Here is a 17448-nt window from a genome sequence, read left to right as displayed (position 1 = left end):
CGCGACGCCATGGCGCGGCGAACTGGGAGGGCGGTCACGGCCCGCCGGACCCTGGCCGGGCATTATGTCCCGAGCCCCGGAGACCCTTCGAGCACCCATGGCCGAGCCCGCAGACAAGGATGCCGTGTTGCGCGACTACGCCGCGTTCCTCAAGGCTCTGCTGCCACAGGTCCAGGGCTTCGTCTGCCACGATGTGCAGGGGCGTGTGTTCTGGAGCGAGGCACCGCCCGATGGCGTGCCGCCGGTGTCCGAGCCCTACCGTGAGCTGCTGTCGCAACTGTTGAAGGGTGGCCCGCCGTCGGCGGAGGGCACGCGCCTGAAGCTCGGTGCTTGCATCGTCCACATGGCGCTGCTGCATGGCGAGGACGGCCGGGTGCTCGGTGCGCTCAGCGTGCTGCTGGACCGCGACGCCGCCGGCATGTCCAGCCGGTTCGTGCTCGACCTGCTGGCGCCGGCGCTGCGCAGCCTGCAGCGCGAGCTGTCGCTGCGCTACAGGCTGCTGGACAGCCAGCGCAAGCTGCAGGTGCAGGCAGCCGAGGAGCGGTTGCTGCACAAGGTGGAGACGCTGCTGCACGATCCTTCGCAGCCCTGCGAGACAGCCATGTCGGGGATCCTGGCGCTGTGCTGCGCGCACCTCGATGTGGCCGGTGTCTGGCTGGTCATCCCCGACAAGGGCATTGCAATGGCCGAGGGCGCCGGGGTCGACCTGGCCGGGGCGCGCACCGCCTGTACCGGGCTGATGGCCGCGGCCGGAGATTCGATCTCCGGGGCCCAGGGTGTGGAACAAAGCGACTCGCTGCTGTGGACCGCGATACGCACGCGCGGCCAGCCGGTCCAGGGCATGCTGGCGTTCGCCGGCTGGCGGTCCTCGCGTTTCAGCGAGCGGCGGCTGGCGCGCATCGCCCGCTATGTCGGCTCGCATGTCGAGGCACTGCTCGACCGGACCTACGACGGCCTCACCGGCCTGCTGGCGTGGCCGGTGTTCCAGCGCGAGCTGGCCGCGGCGCTGTCCGATCACGAGAGCATGGTGCTGGCGCTGGACGTCGACCGGCTGCACGTCTTCAACGAGACCTTCGGCAGCGAGACCGGCGACGAGGTGCTGGTGCATCTCGCCTCGGTGTTGCGCGAGCTGCTGCCTGGCCGGCCGATGACGCGGGTGACCGGCGACCAGTTTGCCGTCCTGCTGCGCCATACCAGCCTCGACGAGGCCCGCCGGCTGGGCGAGCGTATCTGCGCGCGCTTCGCCGGACGCTGCTTCGAGCGCGGCGACCAGACCCATCGCCCTTCGGTCAGCATCGGCGTGGGTGCGCTGGAGGAGGGCGCCGAGGCGGGGGGCGAGATGGGTGCCGCGCGCATTGCGCTGCAGGCCGCCAAGGACCGCGGCCGCGGCCGCACCGAGGTTTACCAGTCGGCCGATGCCAGCATCGTGCAGCGCTTCGATGACATCCAGCTGGTCGGCTACGTGCGCAATGCCATCGAGAACAACCGGCTGGTGCTGGTGGCCCAGCCGCTGGTGGCGCTGAAGCCCGGGCGGGTTGCCGACTACAACGAGGTGCTGGTGCGCATCGTCGACGATGCCGGCCAGCACGTGCCCCCCGGCGAGTTCATGTCCGCGGCCGAGCGCTACCAGCTCATGGAAGAGCTCGACCGCTGGGTGGTGTCGACGACGCTGCGGCTGCTGACGCAGAAGGGCCGGCACCTGGTCGGCAACAGCGCGCGGTTCGCCATCAACCTGTCCGGGCAGAGCCTGGGCAGCGAGCAGTTCCTGCGCTTCGTCGAGAACGAGGTGCGTTCCAGGAACGTCGACCCCGGCATCATCGCCTTCGAGATCACCGAATCCGTGGCCGTGGCACGCATGCAGCAGGCCCAGGCCTTCATGCACGCCATGCGCAACCTGGGCTGCCACTTCTCGCTGGACGACTTCGGTACCGGCCTGAGCTCGTTCGCCTACCTCAAGCTGTTCCCGGTGGACACACTGAAGATCGACGGCAGCTTCGTCCGCGACGTCACCACCAACGTGGTTTCCCAGTCTGTGGTCGCCGCGATCGCCGAGGTGGCGCGGGTGATGCAGCTGGAAACCGTCGCCGAGTTCGTCCAGGACCAGGCCTCGCTGGACCTGCTGCGTCGGCTCAACATCAGCTACGCGCAGGGCTTCTTCGTCGGCACCACCGAGCTGCTGGCCGACAGGATCGCCAGCCTCGACGACACCATCCGTCGCGCGACGCGCGACGCGCCCGCCGTCCGCTGAGGCGGCAGGCCGCGCCGTCAGGCCCGGTGCCGCCGGCGGGCCAGCAGCGGCGTACCGGCCAGCAGCGCCCCCAGGACCAGCCAGTCGAGGCTGCTGCCGCCCGAGGGCAGCTGCGGGCCCTTGCTGCCGCCAGCGCTGCCAGCGTTGCCGCGGACGTCGACGATGAACTGCGCGGTCGCGGTGTCGCCATCGAGGTCGGTGATGGTGTAGCTGCAGCCACCGGTGCCGTTGCCGGCACCGGGCGTTGGCGTGAAGGTCAGCTGGTCGCCGTCGACACCTCCGGAACCGGACACGGTGCAGCTGCCGAGCGTGCCGGCGCCGGCATCGAGGTCGTGCTGGGCGAGACTGCCGCTGCCGAGCGATCCGGCCGTCAGGGCGGTGACGATGGCCGGGCTACCGCCGCTGGAGCTGCCGTTCAGGGTGCCGGCGACGGGCAGCTTGCGGGTCACGGTGATGCTGACCGTGGCCGGTGAGGATTCGTTGCCGAGGCCGTCGACCAGCTTGTAGGTCAGTGAATCCGGGCCGTCGTAGTAGACATTGGGCGCGGGCTCGCTGGTGCTGGGGGAATAGAGGATCGATCGCCCGTCTGCAGAGACCGTGGCCGAGCCGTGTGCCGGACCGCTGACGAGTTGCACGACGTTCGGCTCCGCGCAGCCGAGGGTGTCGTTGCCCAGCACCTGGATGACGGCATTCGCCGTGCCTTCGACCACGGTGGCGGTATCGGCTACGGTGGCCGGCAGCGAGCAGCCGCGGAAATCGAAGCGGCCGCCGTTCCAGGAGTTGTTGGTCACCCACTGGTTCGGGTTGGCCGGATCGTTGCCGATACGGCTGCCGAAGCCCCTGATCATGTACTCGCGGGTCCAGTAGGCGCGGGCTTCGGTGACCTTGCCGGCGGCATCGGTGGCGAGCAGCAGGATCAGGTTCTCGAAGCCCGGCGGGCTGGTGCTGCCGCCACCCTCGCTCTGCGAGCCGAAGATGTACTCGCTGGTCGAGCAGTCGTTGTCGCCGGTGTCGTCGGTGCAGTGGTAGTTGGTGAAGCTGCCGGTGGTCTGGCCACCGACGTTGGGCTGCAGCGTGGCCGTGCCCGGGTAGGGGTTGCCGCTGATGTTGCCGAAGCCCGCGGAGCGCTCGATGCCTACACGCTGCGAGACGCTGGCGATGTCCGTCGAGCCGGTGGTCACCCAGCGCGGGCCCGTCGGGTTGGCGATGTCCGCCTCGGCACTTTCCGAGGGGAACGGGTCGGGATTCAGGGTGCCGTCGCCGGGCAGCGGGCCGTGGGGAAAGCCGCCGACCACCGGCGTGGGCTTGCCGCGGCTGCCAATGACGTAATCGAAGCCGCCGTTGGCGTTGGCCACCGTGGCGGTAGGGTTGACCGCGGTCGCGGCCATGACATGGGTGAAGCTGTCCCAGGTCTCGATGGCGTAATCGTTCTGCTGCACCTGGGTGTGGTGGACGGCCTGCCCGAAGGTCCAGGTGGCGGCGATGGTGTCGTCGGCCGGGCTGGCCGTGCCCTGGTCGTCGATGGTGACGCTGCCGAGGAGCGGGATGGGGTACTTGTTGTCGCCCACCGATGGCCGGTAGGCCAGCGCGGCGTTGGCGCCCGCGGGAGCGAAGGGATCCGCCGCGCTGCCGGCGGCGTAGAAGCCGGCAGCGTAGGTGGGCCCGATCCAGCTGCCAGCCACGGTTGCCGCGCCGTTGCCGGTGCCGCCGCTGGTCTTGCCGGGGTAGCGCGTGCCGGCGTAGCTGCAGTCACCGAGGTTGAAGCCGTCGATGACGGCAAAGCAGGTGTTGGTCACGGGCGCCATCGCCCCGCTGACCGGACTGGTGACCTGGTCGGCATGCCCGTTGGCGGCCGGTACGCTGCTTGCAGCGAGCATCAGGCCTGCGACCGAGAAAATGACGGCAAACTTCCCCATGGCGCCTGTCCCCCTGGTGCCTGGCATGGTTGTTCTGGATTGTCAGGCCGTCACCCTACCCCGCGACCCTCGGCTGAGGCAATACGCCGCGGGCGGGCCCATGCGGTACCCGCCACCCTGTGGCCGTTCAGCGCCAGCAGCGGTCGGTATTGTCGGCGCCGCCACTGTCGGTGGCGCTGCGCAGGCCCTGTGCGGTGACGCTGAACGTCGCGCAGTCGCTGTCGTCGGCCTGTTCGCCACCGGCGTCCACGGTCGCCGTGGCCGTGTAGCCGGTGGTCAGGTCGTTGGACTGGATGTCCAGCGCATAGTAGCCGCGCTCGGTGCCGGCGATGCCGAGGCCCGCCGGCGGGGCATCATCCATGAGGTCGGCGGAGGCGTAGGTGTTGTTCTGGATGTAGAAGCGCTCCTGCATGGCGGCCAGGCGCAGCAGCGCCGTGGTGGCATCCGTGCGCTTGGCCCGCAGGGTGTACTGGCGGTAGGAGGGCACGGCCACGGCGGTGAGGATGCCGACGATGGCGACCGTCACCAGCAGTTCCATGAGCGTGTATCCCGAGTGCTGCCTTTTCATTGGCCTTCCTTTCTCGTGGCTTGCCTACTCGGAGCCGTCCTGGTTCCAGTGCGTGCGCCGCGGCGGGTTGGCGAAGCCCGGGTCGAAGCACTCGACGCCGATGCAGAGCGTGGGCTGGCTGCCATCGCCATTGCCCTGCTTGGTGTCCTCGCAGTTGTCGCCGAGGCAGGCCACGGGGTCGCCGGTGGTGAGGTCGCCATTGGGCGGCGAGAAGAACACCGCCGGATCCGGGGCAATGCCGCCCTGGTTCAGTTCGCGGTAGCGGTCGTCGGCGGTCAGGGCCGTATCGGGGGAGCCGTCCGGGTTCAGCGAGCCATCCAGGTTGGTCACGGGTGCGCCGTCGCGGACGCTGACCAGGTACAGGCGGTTGAGGCCACCGGCCGCGACGCAGGCGTCGCCCTGGCCACCCGGGGTGAACGAGGTGAACAGCACCACGTTGTCGAAGGTCAGCGACTCGGTCATCACCTTCTCCCCGGCGCTCAGGTCCAGGCGCAGGCGCCAGCCGGGCGAGTTGTAGGGGATGCTGGGTGCCAGGTCCCCGGTGATGTCCAGCAGGTCCGCCACCGTGATCGGTTGCGGGTAGCTGGCCGTGGCGATCTTGTCGAGCACCTTGTAGTCACGCAGCGCGAAGAACTGGTCGTCCGTGGCGGTGTCCAGCGGATGCGCGCGGTGGCCCGAGCCGATGTTGATGCTGAGGTAGGCGCGGTTGTTGGCGACGATCCGCGCCACGTCCGGGGTGGCGAAGAAGCGCCGCGCGGTGCTGTCCGGCACCGGGGCCGTGACGACCGCACCGCCGAGGCTGGCGAACACGCCGCCATCGACGAGGCTGCTGGCAGGCTGGCCGTTGTTGATGTCGAAGCGCCAGACCTGGCCCGCCATGTCGCCGACGTACATGCGGTCGGCCAGGCCGTCGAGGTCGAGGTCCAGCACGCGCAGGCCCGCCGGGATGGCATGGGTCATGGCGGAGAGGTTGAGATTGTTGCTGCTGCCATTGCCGGCGCGCCACAGCAGCTCGCCGGTGAGGGCGTCCACCATGTAGACGGCGTTGCCGCGGCTGTCGGCGCTGCGGAAGGCGGTGGCATCCTCGGCATCGTCGTAGCCGCCACCGAAGATGGCCACGTTGCGGATGGCCGCATCGACCTGGACCCGGGCGGTGACCGGCGGTGACCAGGTCTGGCCGAGCTGGCCGAAGCCGGTGGTGCTGCTGCTGATCCTCCACAGCAGCTGCGGATTGCTGCGGTCGGTGACGTCGAGCGCATAGACGCTGTCGCCGCCGCGGCGCATGCCGAACAGCAGGATGACCTTCTCGCTGCCGCTGATGCCCGGCACGCCGTCGTCGTTGGCGATGTAGACGCTGATCTCGCCGTCCAGGCCGTAGGTGCGGGTAGCCGTCGGCTCGTCGAGATAGAGGTCGTAGAGGCGACCCAGCATCTGCGACGGGATGAAGGCCCAGAGCTCGCTGCCGTCATCGGGGTCGATGGCGTGCAGGTAGCCGTCATTGGTGGAGACATAGACCGTGGCATCGGGGCTCGCCTCGGTGCCGCCGTAGAGCACGTTCACCGGGCGCACGTGCAGCGGGTCGCCCATCACATGGCGCACGTCGGTCATGTCGCCGTCGTCGTCCTCGTCGCGCACGTCCAGGCCGCGGGCCCAGTTGATGACCGTGTCGCGGTCGGCGGCGGGGGCACCGATCATCGCCGCGGTGATCGCCGTATTGGCCGTACTGACGGCGTTGGAGCTGGCGGCGAGCTGGTTGCCGGAGATGCTGGTGTAGAGGTTGCGTGCCGTGTGTACCGGCAGCTCGCCGGCGGCGCCGCCGAGCTGGGCGCTGTTGCCGTCCACGGCATCGGACCAGTAGCTCTGGGAGGTCTTGGAGAAGAAGCCGGTATTGGCGTCCACGGCCGGCTGGCTGTTGACGTCCAGCAGCCGCCCGTTGCGCAGCTGGTACTTCTTCAGGTTGCCCGCCCAGTGCTCGGTGGCAGAGGGTGCGAACACCGAGACGAAGACGTCGCTCAGGTTGGTGGTGCGGTTGAAGGCGTTGACCGGCGCCGTGGGCGTCGAGAACGTGGTGGCGTCGTCGAGGATGTCGTAGACGATCGCGGTCAGCGCCGCCTGCAGCGTCGCCGTGTCGCCGGCGGGGAAGTACTTGCCGCCGCCCTTGTTGGCGGTCTCCTGCAGGAATGTGGTGTCGCCCAGCGCCAGGTCGACGCCGAAGCCGATGGTATAGGTGGTGACGCTCTGGTTGCCCGTCAGGCTGGCATCCAGGTCGTGCTTGCGCAGGTACTCGGCCAGGTCGCTCATGCACTGGCCGTCGCTGCCGGCCGCGCCGCTGCAGGCCGGCGTGGTGACGGTGGCCGCCCACTGCGGCAGGCCCTTGATCTTCGACGTCGCACTGACGTCCTTGGTGGGCTGGCCGTCGGTCAGCAGCACGATGTAGTTCTTCTGGCAGGCATACAGCACCGGCTTCTTGTAGGTGGTGCCGGTGGTTGTGCCGCTGGTCCGCGAGGGGCCGACGCTCAGCACCGGGCCGGTGTTGCCGTAATCGACGTTGCGGCCCATGTAGTAGTTGCCGGCTTCGTACAGGGTTTCCGACAGCGGCGTCCAGGTGCTCGCCGTCAGGGCGCTGACCGCCGTCTGCAGGTTGCCGCGGGCGGTGGCGATGTTCTCGATGGCATGGGCCACGGTGCCGCCCTGGTCGACGTTGAAGTGCATCAGGCCGACGTTGACGCCATTGAGGCTGGCCAGCATGTTGTTGGCGACGTTGCGCACGATCTCCATGCGGGTCTGGGTGACGGTGCCGCCGCTGGAGTACCAGTTCAGCCAGTTGCCGTCCCAGATGGTGTAGTCGTTGTTCCACGAGGGCTCGCTGGCGGTACCGGCGGCCCAGGGGCCGCCGCTGCCGGTGGCGGCATAGGGCTTGCCGTCGCCGGCCGCCTGGCCGTGGACGCCACGGTCGGCGCGGCACTCCATGGGCCGCGTGCTGTTGCTGCCACCGCTCAGCGCCACCCAGCTGCGGTTGCCGCTGCGCCAGGCGAGCAGGCGGTCGGAGTAGCTGCCGACGTTGGCCAGCGCGGCCTTCGAGGCGTCGCAGTAGTTGGCGCTCTTGGCGATGTAGTTGCTGCTGCCGCAGCCCGGCCGGGTGCTGTTGGTCGAGAAGTACAGGCGGTTGGCGTTGTAGCAGCCGCTGAAGGTGGTGGCGGCGTTCCACGGCTCCTGGGTCGTCACCGTGCTGTCCATGCTGCCGGAGTTGTCGATGATGAACAGGATGTTGGGCTTGGCCCCGGTGATCGAGGGATCCTGCGAGGCGATGAAGATCTCGGTGTCGTCGGCGATGGCCGGCAGGGCCGCGAGGCCGAGCAGCAGGCCGCAAGCCAGGGAGCCGAGGCGATGGGTGATGGTGTTCATGGTGATCGCAACCTCTCTGGATGTGCCGGCCGATCAGTGGGCGCCAAGGACGACGCGGGTCACGACGTTGTCCGCGAGCCGGTAGAAGACCGTGAGCAGGCGCTGGCTGGCGCCGGGGGCGCGCAGTGTGTCGCGCATCTGTGCCAGGCTGACGGCCTCGCCCTTGCCGCCGCCAACGAGGTACTGCGTGGCCTCGGTGACGCGCAGCACCACCGGCTTGCAGCCGGTGCAGCCGGTGACCACCAGCTGGCCCGTGGCGACGGAAGGCAGGCTGACCTGCTGCGCCGTGGCCTCGTAGGCATTCTCGATGTTGGTCATGGCTGCCAGGGCAGGGCCGCCGGTGAAGGCCAGGGCTGCCGCCAGGACGATGCCGATACGCTTGCGCATGACTGGGTCTCCTTGGAATCCGGTTGGGGTTCGCTCAGCAGCCGTCGGGACCGATCAGGAAGAACTCCTGCTGGTTCTGCGACTGCGCGCCGCGGGAGGACTGGCCCACCGAGGCAATGCGGAAGTGGTAGGCCCGGAAGTTCGCGCTGTAGCCGTCGCGCATGGTGCAGGCCTGGTAGGTGGTGTTCGCCTGGTAGGTGCCGATCTCCCTGCCGCCGGTGTCGAGCACCTGGGTCTGGGCAATGGCATTGACCGGGCAGCCGGTGCCGGCGCAGAAGGGGCCGTTGCTGATGGCGACCTCGATGCCGGTCTCGGCGAGCTGGAAGGCGTTCTCGCTGTACTGCATGTTGCCGGCCATGGTCAGGCCGAAGGTGGCGCTGTTCATGGTGGAGACGGCCAGCACCGAGAGCACCAGCAGCAGCACCAGGCCGATGACCAGCGAGGCGCCTTGCTGCCGCGAGGGATTGTTGTTCGGGTGCGTCATGGCTTCATGAGCTCCGCATGTTGCGCAGCACGACGGTCTTGTTGAGGAGTTGGCGCCGGAATCGGTCCGCCGGCGCGTAGTTGGCGACATTGGCGAAGTTGTAGGTGGCGCCATCGGTGAAGCCCACCTCGAGCTGCCCGGCCCGCAGCATCAGCCAGAAGCGCACCGCCATGATGCGTGACGGGTCGACCAGCGGCGTCACCAGTGCATTGCCGGGATCGACGTAGCGGTCCACCGTGCCGTCGGCATTGGTGTCCACGCCGAGTTCCACCTGCAGGTTCTCGACGCCGGCGATCAGTTCCTCGTCCTGCCACACGCCGTTGATCAGCGTCATGCGCCGCAATGACGGCACCGTCGCGCCCAGCGACGATGCCGAGGACACGTAGTAGGCGTTGGTTTGCCAGTCGTAGATGCAGCAGGCGGCCGGCGCCGCGCCGTTGGCGAACACGCGGCTGTTGCCGCGGTCGCTCTGGATCTGGACGGCGCCGGCGGCGGGCAGCACCTGGGCGCCGCTGGCGTGGCGCAGCACCAGCACGTCGGTACCGGCCAGGTAGGGCGTGGCGGCAGGGGGCGGGCAGGGCAGGTTGTAGGCGGAGTCATCCGCGGCCACCGGCGTCAGCGGATCGAGCAGCCATGCGGTGGCGTCGGTGCCATCGGAGCAGGTGGCGGTCACACCGGCCGGCACCTCGACGTGCGGCCCGGTGTTCTGCATGCCCCAGCTGCCGGTCAGGCGCAGGTCAGGCTCCATCTGGCTGAGGATGAAGCGCGCGTTTTCCTGCATCCGCGCCACGGTGTCGTTGGTGCGATAGGTGCTGCGGGTCTGCGAGAACATGGCGATGACGCCGATCATCAGGAAGGCGCCGATCACCAGCGTCACCATCATCTCGATGAGGCTCAGGCCGGCCTCGCGGGCGGGTGGTCGGTGGTTCATCACATTTGCACCGTCAGCGCGTACTGGAGCGTGCCGTTCGCGCCCGGCTCGTTCCAGTCCAGGGTAATGGTGTAGACGTTGGGCCCGCCGGCGCCGGCGGCGAAGCCGAGCACGCCGGCGCCGGCCGGCAGCAGCGTGGTGACCTGCTGTTGCCAGAAGAACAGGTCGCAGGCTGCCTGCGCGGCAGGGGCAAGGTTGGCACCGGCGTTGACGCAGCCGGCGCCGTTGCCGGCGGGAGCGCCCGCATAGGCGGCCTGGCCGGCGCTGTTGGCGCGGATGCGGTCGGCCATGTCGGCCGCCAGGTCCACGGCCACGGTGCGGTAGATGGAGGTGCGCCCCGCGCGCAGTCCTTCGACGTACATGGCGGCGATGCCGAGCATGCCGACGGAGATGACCACCATCGCCACCAGCGACTCCACCAGGGTGAAGCCGGCGACGCGCGGGATTCGGGGAACAGGACGCTGGTTCATGGGAGCCTCAGCAACCGCCCACCGGGTTGCCCTGGACCTCCGCCTGCATGCGGAAGGTCTGCGGGCGGCCCGTGGGACCGATCTGGATCCAGCGGCCGGCCGCCACGCCGCCACCGGTATCGTGGTCGCCGCGGGCATCGCAGAGCTGGATGTCGTTGATGGCGGGCCCGACGCCCGCCGCCTGCGGGAAGCCGTTGCCGCCGTACTGGATGTAGGGCAGGGCAGCCGCGTCGATGGCGAGCGTGATGCCATCGGCCAGCGGGCCATGGGTCAGCACCACCGTGTCGCCGGCATCGACACTGGCGTTGGCATTGACATCGGCGAAGACGATCCAGCCGGGGGCACCGCCGCCGAGGTCGCAGGCCGGTGCCGCGTCAGCCCAATTGCTGCTCGCGCAGAGCGTGACCGGCTGCCGGCGCTTCACGGCCTCGGTGCGCGCCGCGTGGATCGAGGTCACCAGGTCATTGGCCGCAGAGGCCATGCGGTTGGTGGCGATGAAATCGGTGAACGACGGGATGCCGAAGCCGAGCACCATGCCGGCGATCATCAGCGTGATCATCAGTTCCAGCAGGTTGTAGCCGCCCTGGCGTGTGCCGTGATCGCTGTGCATGGCTTCAGGCCTCCGGCCCGTCCGGGCAACTGACCGGCATGCCGTCGCGGCCCTGTCCGGCCAGCGTGGGCAGGCCGCTGGCCCGCACGATGACGACACGGCCCGCGGTGCGGGCCCCGGTCTCGCAGAAGGCGAATTCGCCGCTGTGCGCATCACCGGCGGCGCTGCTCGCGCGGCCGTCGGCACCATAGCTGACGCTGGTGGCGAACTGTGCCGAGGCCAGCGACATGCCTGGTGCCGGCACCCGGTCCACCAGGGTTTCGGCGGCGCCACGCTCCAGGTTGCCGTCGGAGTCGATGAAGGCGATCCAGCCGTCGCTCCAGCCGCGACCATTGCAGTGGCTGCCGTCGGCACTGGCGCAGACCGCGACGCGCGCATTGAGCATCACCGCTTCGCTGCGGGCCAGGTGCAGGGTGCCGACCAGCTGGTTGACGGCCACCGCCTGGTCGTTGCTGCGGTGGAGTGCCTGCATGCCAGGCACCGCCAGCGACAGGCCGATGCCGGCCACGGCCAGGGCGGTCAGTGTTTCGCCCAGCGTGAAGCCGTGTTGCCTGTGGGTGGTGCTGCTGCGCATGGCGCCTCTCGTTGCGGAATCTCTCGAGGGCGCAATCTAGGCATCCGCTCTCCCCGAAACCTTGAAGCAGTTCCGCCCGGAGGCGCTGCGAGGCCCGCCAGAGCCTCCGGTCCGGACCTGGGGCAGCCACCCGGCCTGGCGCGGAGCTTTCTGAATAAAAACAGATATAAACAATGCTTTACGTCGTACTTCTCAAGTGCTGATCGATGACGGGCTGCTGCCCTGCCGCCACCGCGATTCGTGACGCCGTTCACGGAATCCGGTGCTGCAGGAGTGCGGCGACAGGCGGGGATTCGAGGGCGATGACCGGTCGTGGCGGCGGAAGAGGTCGCCCCGAGCCACGCCGGATCGCGCAGCCACGTGGCCGATGGGCATGCTGCCGCTGCCTGCCTTGTACTGTGGTTATGACAATAGGTTAAAGTGCCGCCGTCCCGGCGGCGCCGCGCGTCCTGGCGGGGGAGACCGTGTTCGACTCTTATGAATGGCTGCGCTTTGCGCATGTGATCCTGTTCGCCTACTGGCTTGGCGCGGATCTGGGCGTGTTCCTCGCCGGCGGCGTCATGTCGCGCCCCGGGTTGCCGGTGCCGGAGCGCAACCGTGTGCGCGCCCTGCTCATGGACATCGACCTGGCGCCGCGCGTCGCGCTGCTCGCCATCCTGCCGGTAGGCTTCCAGATGGCGCTGCAGTGGGGCGCACCGCTGCCGCCGGTGGCGGTGGCGGCGACCTGGTTCGTGTCGCTGGCGTGGATCGTCATGGCCCTGGCCATCCACTTCGGCCATGGCCGCGTGCCGGTGGCGCGGCTGCTGACCATCGACCTGGCCTGCCGCGTCGCGCTGCTGGCCGGCTTCAGCTTCCTCGCCTGGCGGCAGTGGCGACTGCCCGGCAACACCGTGCCGGACTGGCTGATCCTCAAGTTGGTGGTGGTTGCCGCCATCGTCGTCGATGGCATGGTGCTGCGGGTCTACAGCGGGCAGTGGCGCCTGGCCATGGCGCGCTTCGCGGCCGGCGACGTCGATGGCGGCGAGCGCCTGCTGCGGGTGCGGCGGCGCAAGGCGGCGAGCGCTGCCCTGGTGATGTGGGCGCTGGTGGCGCTGGCGGCGTTCCTCGGCGCCGTGAAGCCGCTCTGAGATCCATCGATGACCGACGCCGCCGCAGCGCAGACCCGGCCCGAGCCACCCTTGCCCGGCGCACGCGCGCTGCTGGTGATGGTGACCCTTCTGCTCGCCACCGCCATGGCGAGCCTGGACTCGAGCTTCATGCCGCTGGCCTTCGCCGACATGATCGACGACCTGGATTCCAGCACCAACCAGATCGTCTGGGTCGCGCTCGGCTACCTCGTGGCGGCTACCGGGCCGATGCTGCTGGCGGCCCGGGTTGCCGATGCCTTCGGCCATGCGCGGCTGTTCCAGGCCGGCGCCACGCTGTACTCGCTGGCGATGATCGCCTGCGCCTTCGCGCCGGACGTGCCCGAGCTCATCGGCCTGCGGCTGGTGCAGGGCTTCGGCATGGCGCTGTTCCTGCCCACCACCTTCACCATCGCCACGCGCATCTTCGGCGCGGAACGCCGCGGCCGCGCGCTGGGCTGGCTGCAGGCGGCCAATGCGCTGGGCTTCATCCTCGGGCCGATCTTCGCCGGCTGGCTGCTCGATGCCTACGACTGGCGCGCCACCTTCTGGAGCCGCATCCCGCTGGCGGCGCTGATCATCGTGCTGGCCTTCGCCGCGTTGGGCCTGCGCCGGCCGATGGCCCTGGCCGGTGCCTCGCGGCGCTTCGATTTCGCCGGGGCGGTTTACCTGACGCTGGCCATGTTCGGCGTGCTCTTCGGCTGCACGCAGCTGCCGGTCGAGGAGAACTGGCGCGATCCCTGGTCATGGCTGGTGTTCGTCGCCGGCTTCGTGTTCGCCGTGCTGTTCCTGCGCCACGAACGGCGCGTGGCGGAGCCGCTGATCGACCTCGAGCTGTTCACCCGCAGCCGCGAGTTCACACGGGCAGCGGTCGCCTTCGCCACCATGTTCGCCAGCCTGCCGCTGACGCTGTTCGTGCTGCCGATCGTGCTCATCAACGCGCTGGAGATGCGTGCCTGGGACGTGGGCCTGATCATGGCGGTCTCCGCGCTGTTCACCACGCTGATGAGCCCGGTATCGGGCTGGGCCTCGGATCGCTTCCGGCCGGAGATCATGAGCAGCACCGGCGCGCTGGTGCGCGGTGCCGGCTACCTGATGCTGCTGGCGGTGACCGTGGACTCCGATGTCGCCGGCCTGCTGCCGGCGCTGATCGTCATCGGCATCGGCACCGGGCTGTTCTTCTCGCCCAACAACGCGCTGCTGATGGCACATGCGCCCCCGGAGCGGGCCGGCATGGTGTCGGGGCTCTTCGGCACGCTGCGCCAGTCGGGTTACGCGCTGGGCTTCGCGCTCATCGCCAGCCTGTTCGCCGTGATCCAGAAGAACTTCGAGCTCGACTGGGTCTACACCTCGCTGGATCAGCTGCCTGCCGCCAGCGCCGCAAGCCTGGCGGCGATCTTCCAGGCCGGGGGCATCTGGTCGCCGGAGCTGCTGATCTTCATCCTGCGGGTGGCGGTGCTGGCCTGTACGGCGATCCTCGCCCTGAGCCTGCTGAACTCGCTGCCGCGCCTGCAGCTGTCGTGGCGGCGTCAGCTCGGTGCTGCGGCGCTGCTGGCGGCCCTGGCCTCCGGCGGCAGCTTCGCCCTGGGCACGCTGATGCCGGTGGGCATGACGGTGGCGACGACGGCAGCCGGCGACGGAGCAGGGGAGCCGCCGCCCGCGGTCGCGCCCTTCGGCATGGCGCAGCGTGCAGCGGTGGCCGTGGCCGAGCCGCAGGCGGCGCCCGCCGCGGGTCCGTTTGCCCAGTACTGCAGTGCCTGCCATGGTGCAGGGGCCGAAGGCGTGCCGGGGCTCGGCGTGAACCTGCACCAGTCGGTGTTCGTGCGCGGCCAGGACCTCGACGGCCTGAAGCGCTTCCTGCGAGCGGGGCGCGACCCGTCCAGCCCGGAGAACCGCACCGGGCGTGCCATGCCGGCATTCGGCTGGCTGCCGGACGCCACCCTGGACGAACTCGCCCGCTATCTCCGCGAGACAGCGGCCAGCCGGCGCTGAGCGGGATCGGGCCGCCTACTCGTCGGCGTCGGCCTGGCGCGCGGAGCGGCGCCTGGGCCGGGGCGTGCCCGGGACCTTGCCGTGCGCCGCATCGACGGCATCGTGCTCGTGCTGTGCAAAGAAACGCTCGACGACGTGATCGGAGGAGAGCTTCTCCTCGTCGTCGTCCCACAGGTCCTGGTCGATCTTCCGCTGGCGGTTCATGGGACGCCTCTGCGATAGCGCGTTCCCAGAAGATAAGCCGCGGCATTTCGATGTCAAGATACATGGACGGCACCCGCCACGGCCGGTAATCTGGCTGGCAGTGGAAGATCAGGTCGACAAGCTGCTGGGCCAGTGGGCACGGGAACGGCCGGAGCTGGATTGCTCGAGCCTGAGCGTGGTGGTCCGCGTGCAGTTCCTGGCGAAGTTATGTCAGAAGGAGGCCGAGCGCGCGCTGGCCGGGCTCGGGCTGCGGCTCTGGGAGTACGACGTGCTCTCGGCGCTGCGCCGCCAGGGCGCTCCCTTCCAGCTGCCGGCGACGGCACTGGCGCGGGCTTCGATGCTGACCAGCGGCGCCATGACCAACCGCATCGACCGCCTGGAGGCGCGCGGTCTGGTGCTGCGGGCCACCGAGCCGAGCGACCGGCGCGGGGTCAACGTGCGCCTCACCGAGCGCGGGCACCAGCTCATCGACCAGGCGATCGGTGCACGGCTCACCGCGGCGGACAGCCAGCTCGGCGCGCTCTCCGGCCCGGAGCGGCGTGCCGCCTCGGCGGCCCTGCGCAAGGTGCTGCTCGCCGCCGGCCGCGGCAGCCGGCCCCGGCCCTGACGCAGCGCTCAGCGTGCCTTGAGCAGGTCGCGGATCTCGCCCAGCAGTTTCTCCTCGGCAGTGGGGCCGGCCGGCGCGGGCGTGGGCTCGGCCTTCTTCAGGCGGTTGATGGCTCGCACCAGCAGGAAGATGGCGAAGGCGACGATGAGGAAATCCAGCAGCGTGTTGATGAAGGCACCGTAGCGGATCACTGGCGCACCGGCGGCCTGGGCGGCAGCCAGGCTGGCATAGGCCGTTCCCGAGAGGTTGATGTACAGGCTGCTGAAATCGACCTTGCCGAGCAGCAGGCCGACGGGTGGCATGATGACGTCGTTGACCAGCGAAGTGGTGATCTTGCCGAAAGCACCGCCGATGATGATGCCGACCGCGAGATCGACGACGTTGCCCCGCATGGCGAATTCCTTGAACTCCTTCAGCACTGGACTGACCCCCTGCGAGTGGCGTGGAACACGGCAGGATGATGGCGGTGGCGCGCAAGCAGCGTCAAGCGCGGCCGCCGGCGGATGGCGGGTGCCGCCATGATCCGCATCGGTTTCTGCGGTGCGGTCGGCGAGGTCACCGGCTCGGGCTATCTGGTGCAAACGGGTGCGGCGTCCGTGCTGGTCGATTTCGGCGCCTTCCAGGGCGGTGGTGATTCCCGCGAGCGCAGCGCCTCGCTCGGTCCGGTCCAGCCGGCGAGCCTGGATGCAGTGGTGCTGAGCCATGCGCATCTCGATCATTCCGGCAGGCTGCCGCTGCTGATGGCAGCCGACTATGCGGGCGCCGTCCATGCCACGCCAGCGACGCTCGATCTGGCGGCATTGCTGCTCGCCGACCTCGGCCGTATCCAGGAAGCGGACCTTGTCAGGGAGAACCGCCGGCGGCGCCGCGAGGGCCGCCGGCCGCTGAAGCCGCTGTTCGACGCCGCCGATGTCCAGCGCGTGCGCGAGCTCAGCCGCGCCTTGCCCTATGGCCGGGTGCGGCAGGTCGCGGCCGGTGTCAGCGCGCGGCTGGAGGACGCGGGCCACATCCTCGGCTCGGCCTGTGTCGAGCTCACCGTGGAGGGCAGCAAGGGTCGCCGCGTGCTGGTGTTCTCCGGCGACCTCGGCCCCTGCGGGGCGCCGATCCTGCGGGACCCCTGGCGCCCGCAGGCCGCGGACCTGGTGATCATGGAGTCCACCTACGGCGGCCGCGACCGCGAGCCGCAGGCGCTGACCGTGGCGCGCTTCCAGGACATCCTGCGCGAGGCCGTGCGCAGCCGCGCGCGCATCGTCATTCCGGCGTTCGCCGTGGGCCGCACGCAGCTGCTGCTGTTCCACGTTGCCGAGGCCATCCGCGAGGGCGTCATCCCGCCACTGCCCGTGTACCTGGACAGCCCGATGGCGACGGCCGCCACGCTCGCCACCATGCGCCATCAGGAGCTCTACGACGAGGAGTTCGGCAGCCTGGTGCGCGCCGGGCAGATACGCCGCGACCTGCAGAGCCTGCGTGTGGTGGAATCGGCCGAGGAGTCGCGCAGCCTCAACGATCGCGAGGAAGCCTGCATCATCATCAGCGCCTCGGGCATGTGCGATGCCGGGCGGGTGGTGCACCACCTGCGCCACACGCTGTGGCGCGAGAATGCCCACGTCATCCTGCCGGGCTACATGGCGCCAGGCACACTCGGCCGTGCATTGGCCGACGGCGCCCGGGAGGTGGAGATCCTCGGCGAACGGATGCATGTCCGCGCCACCGTCCACCACCTGAGCGGCTTCTCCGCCCACGCCGGCCAGGGCGAGCTGCTGGACTGGCTGGCCGGCGTGGCGGCCTGTAGGCCGCGCGTGGTGCTCACGCACGGTGATGATGAGGCACGCTCGGCCTTGCGCGAGCGCATCCGCGAGCGTTTCGGCATCGATGCCGAATGCCCGGCACCCGGGAGCGTGCTCACCCCGGACTGAGCGCCGGCTTGA

General features: G+C 69.7%; 16 protein-coding genes. 5 read left to right on the top strand and 11 right to left on the bottom strand.

The features are described 5' to 3' along the window. The first annotated feature begins 97 nt into the window (after positions 1-97). A complete protein-coding gene (locus HRU81_07270) occupies positions 98-2248 on the top strand; it encodes an EAL domain-containing protein (GenBank protein QOJ31907.1) in 2151 nt (716 codons plus the stop codon). Positions 2249-2265: 17 nt separating this feature from the next. On the opposite strand, the gene HRU81_07265 is transcribed toward HRU81_07270, so the two are convergent. From HRU81_07265 to HRU81_07225, 9 genes are all read right to left on the bottom strand, one after another. Beyond that, positions 2266-4164, bottom strand: a complete 1899-nt coding sequence (locus HRU81_07265; GenBank protein ID QOJ31906.1) for an Ig-like domain-containing protein — start codon at positions 4162-4164, stop codon at positions 2266-2268. Positions 4165-4291: 127 nt separating this feature from the next. Further along, complete coding sequence (locus tag HRU81_07260) at positions 4292-4732, bottom strand: prepilin-type N-terminal cleavage/methylation domain-containing protein (protein QOJ31905.1); 441 nt, start codon at positions 4730-4732, stop codon at positions 4292-4294. A gap of 24 nt (positions 4733-4756) precedes the next feature. After that, the gene (locus HRU81_07255) at positions 4757-8137 is read right to left on the bottom strand and encodes a PQQ-binding-like beta-propeller repeat protein (protein ID QOJ31904.1); all 3381 of its coding nucleotides are present in this window, start codon (positions 8135-8137) and stop codon (positions 4757-4759) included. Between the two features lie 33 nt (positions 8138-8170). After that, positions 8171-8524: a hypothetical protein gene (locus HRU81_07250; GenBank protein QOJ31903.1), complete on the bottom strand. Its 354-nt coding sequence runs from the start codon at positions 8522-8524 to the stop codon at positions 8171-8173. Between the two features lie 34 nt (positions 8525-8558). Further along, entirely contained in the window at positions 8559-9008 is a 450-nt protein-coding gene (locus tag HRU81_07245; protein ID QOJ31902.1) for a hypothetical protein, read from the bottom strand. A gap of 4 nt (positions 9009-9012) precedes the next feature. Further along, positions 9013-9939 carry a PilW family protein gene (locus HRU81_07240; protein ID QOJ31901.1) on the bottom strand — a complete coding sequence of 309 codons (927 nt, stop codon included), beginning with the start codon at positions 9937-9939 and terminating at the stop codon, positions 9013-9015. Beyond that, a complete protein-coding gene (pilV, locus tag HRU81_07235; protein ID QOJ31900.1) occupies positions 9939-10409 on the bottom strand; it encodes a type IV pilus modification protein PilV in 471 nt (156 codons plus the stop codon). The genes HRU81_07240 and pilV overlap by 1 nt, the downstream gene beginning before the upstream one ends. Before the next feature lie 7 nt (positions 10410-10416). Next, positions 10417-11019, bottom strand: coding sequence for a type II transport protein GspH (locus HRU81_07230; GenBank protein ID QOJ31899.1), 603 nt, complete (start codon positions 11017-11019; stop codon positions 10417-10419). Between the two features lie 4 nt (positions 11020-11023). Next, a complete protein-coding gene (locus tag HRU81_07225; GenBank protein QOJ31898.1) occupies positions 11024-11593 on the bottom strand; it encodes a type II transport protein GspH in 570 nt (189 codons plus the stop codon). Between the two features lie 464 nt (positions 11594-12057). On the opposite strand from HRU81_07225, the gene HRU81_07220 reads away from it, so the two are divergent. Next, positions 12058-12720 carry a hypothetical protein gene (locus HRU81_07220; protein ID QOJ31897.1) on the top strand — a complete coding sequence of 221 codons (663 nt, stop codon included), beginning with the start codon at positions 12058-12060 and terminating at the stop codon, positions 12718-12720. Between the two features lie 9 nt (positions 12721-12729). After that, positions 12730-14709, top strand: coding sequence for an MFS transporter (locus HRU81_07215; GenBank protein QOJ31896.1), 1980 nt, complete (start codon positions 12730-12732; stop codon positions 14707-14709). A 15-nt stretch (positions 14710-14724) separates the two neighbouring features. Here the strand turns inward: HRU81_07215 and HRU81_07210 are convergent, their stop codons facing one another. Next, a complete protein-coding gene (locus tag HRU81_07210; protein ID QOJ31895.1) occupies positions 14725-14913 on the bottom strand; it encodes a hypothetical protein in 189 nt (62 codons plus the stop codon). A gap of 100 nt (positions 14914-15013) precedes the next feature. Between HRU81_07210 and HRU81_07205 the strand changes: the two genes are divergently transcribed. Next, the gene (locus HRU81_07205) at positions 15014-15520 is read left to right on the top strand and encodes a MarR family transcriptional regulator (GenBank protein QOJ31894.1); all 507 of its coding nucleotides are present in this window, start codon (positions 15014-15016) and stop codon (positions 15518-15520) included. 8 nt (positions 15521-15528) lie between these two features. Here the strand turns inward: HRU81_07205 and mscL are convergent, their stop codons facing one another. Beyond that, positions 15529-15939 (bottom strand): large conductance mechanosensitive channel protein MscL, encoded by a 411-nt coding sequence (gene mscL, locus HRU81_07200; protein QOJ31893.1) that lies wholly within the window; start codon positions 15937-15939, stop codon positions 15529-15531. A gap of 99 nt (positions 15940-16038) precedes the next feature. Between mscL and HRU81_07195 the strand changes: the two genes are divergently transcribed. Next, positions 16039-17436 (top strand): MBL fold metallo-hydrolase, encoded by a 1398-nt coding sequence (locus HRU81_07195; GenBank protein QOJ31892.1) that lies wholly within the window; start codon positions 16039-16041, stop codon positions 17434-17436. Positions 17437-17448: the final 12 nt, after the last annotated feature.

This window comes from Gammaproteobacteria bacterium (genome assembly GCA_015709695.1).
GTDB lineage: Bacteria > Pseudomonadota > Gammaproteobacteria > Steroidobacterales.
Note: the sequence above shows the minus strand (reverse complement) of the source record. Positions and strands in the feature narration are given on the sequence as shown.

What these genes read in the sequence shown, in the direction of transcription:
- HRU81_07255 (QOJ31904.1), bottom strand. Translation starts at nt 8,137, where the DNA reads ATGAACACCATCACCCATCGCCTCGGCTCCCTGGCTTGCGGCCTGCTG.
- HRU81_07215 (QOJ31896.1), top strand. Translation starts at nt 12,730, where the DNA reads ATGACCGACGCCGCCGCAGCGCAGACCCGGCCCGAGCCACCCTTGCCC.
- HRU81_07230 (QOJ31899.1), bottom strand. Translation starts at nt 11,019, where the DNA reads ATGCACAGCGATCACGGCACACGCCAGGGCGGCTACAACCTGCTGGAA.
- HRU81_07195 (QOJ31892.1), top strand. Translation starts at nt 16,039, where the DNA reads ATGATCCGCATCGGTTTCTGCGGTGCGGTCGGCGAGGTCACCGGCTCG.
- HRU81_07250 (QOJ31903.1), bottom strand. Translation starts at nt 8,524, where the DNA reads ATGCGCAAGCGTATCGGCATCGTCCTGGCGGCAGCCCTGGCCTTCACC.
- HRU81_07265 (QOJ31906.1), bottom strand. Translation starts at nt 4,164, where the DNA reads ATGGGGAAGTTTGCCGTCATTTTCTCGGTCGCAGGCCTGATGCTCGCT.
- HRU81_07270 (QOJ31907.1), top strand. Translation starts at nt 98, where the DNA reads ATGGCCGAGCCCGCAGACAAGGATGCCGTGTTGCGCGACTACGCCGCG.
- pilV (QOJ31900.1), bottom strand. Translation starts at nt 10,409, where the DNA reads ATGAACCAGCGTCCTGTTCCCCGAATCCCGCGCGTCGCCGGCTTCACC.
- HRU81_07225 (QOJ31898.1), bottom strand. Translation starts at nt 11,593, where the DNA reads ATGCGCAGCAGCACCACCCACAGGCAACACGGCTTCACGCTGGGCGAA.
- HRU81_07240 (QOJ31901.1), bottom strand. Translation starts at nt 9,939, where the DNA reads ATGAACCACCGACCACCCGCCCGCGAGGCCGGCCTGAGCCTCATCGAG.
- HRU81_07245 (QOJ31902.1), bottom strand. Translation starts at nt 9,008, where the DNA reads ATGACGCACCCGAACAACAATCCCTCGCGGCAGCAAGGCGCCTCGCTG.
- HRU81_07210 (QOJ31895.1), bottom strand. Translation starts at nt 14,913, where the DNA reads ATGAACCGCCAGCGGAAGATCGACCAGGACCTGTGGGACGACGACGAG.
- HRU81_07260 (QOJ31905.1), bottom strand. Translation starts at nt 4,732, where the DNA reads ATGAAAAGGCAGCACTCGGGATACACGCTCATGGAACTGCTGGTGACG.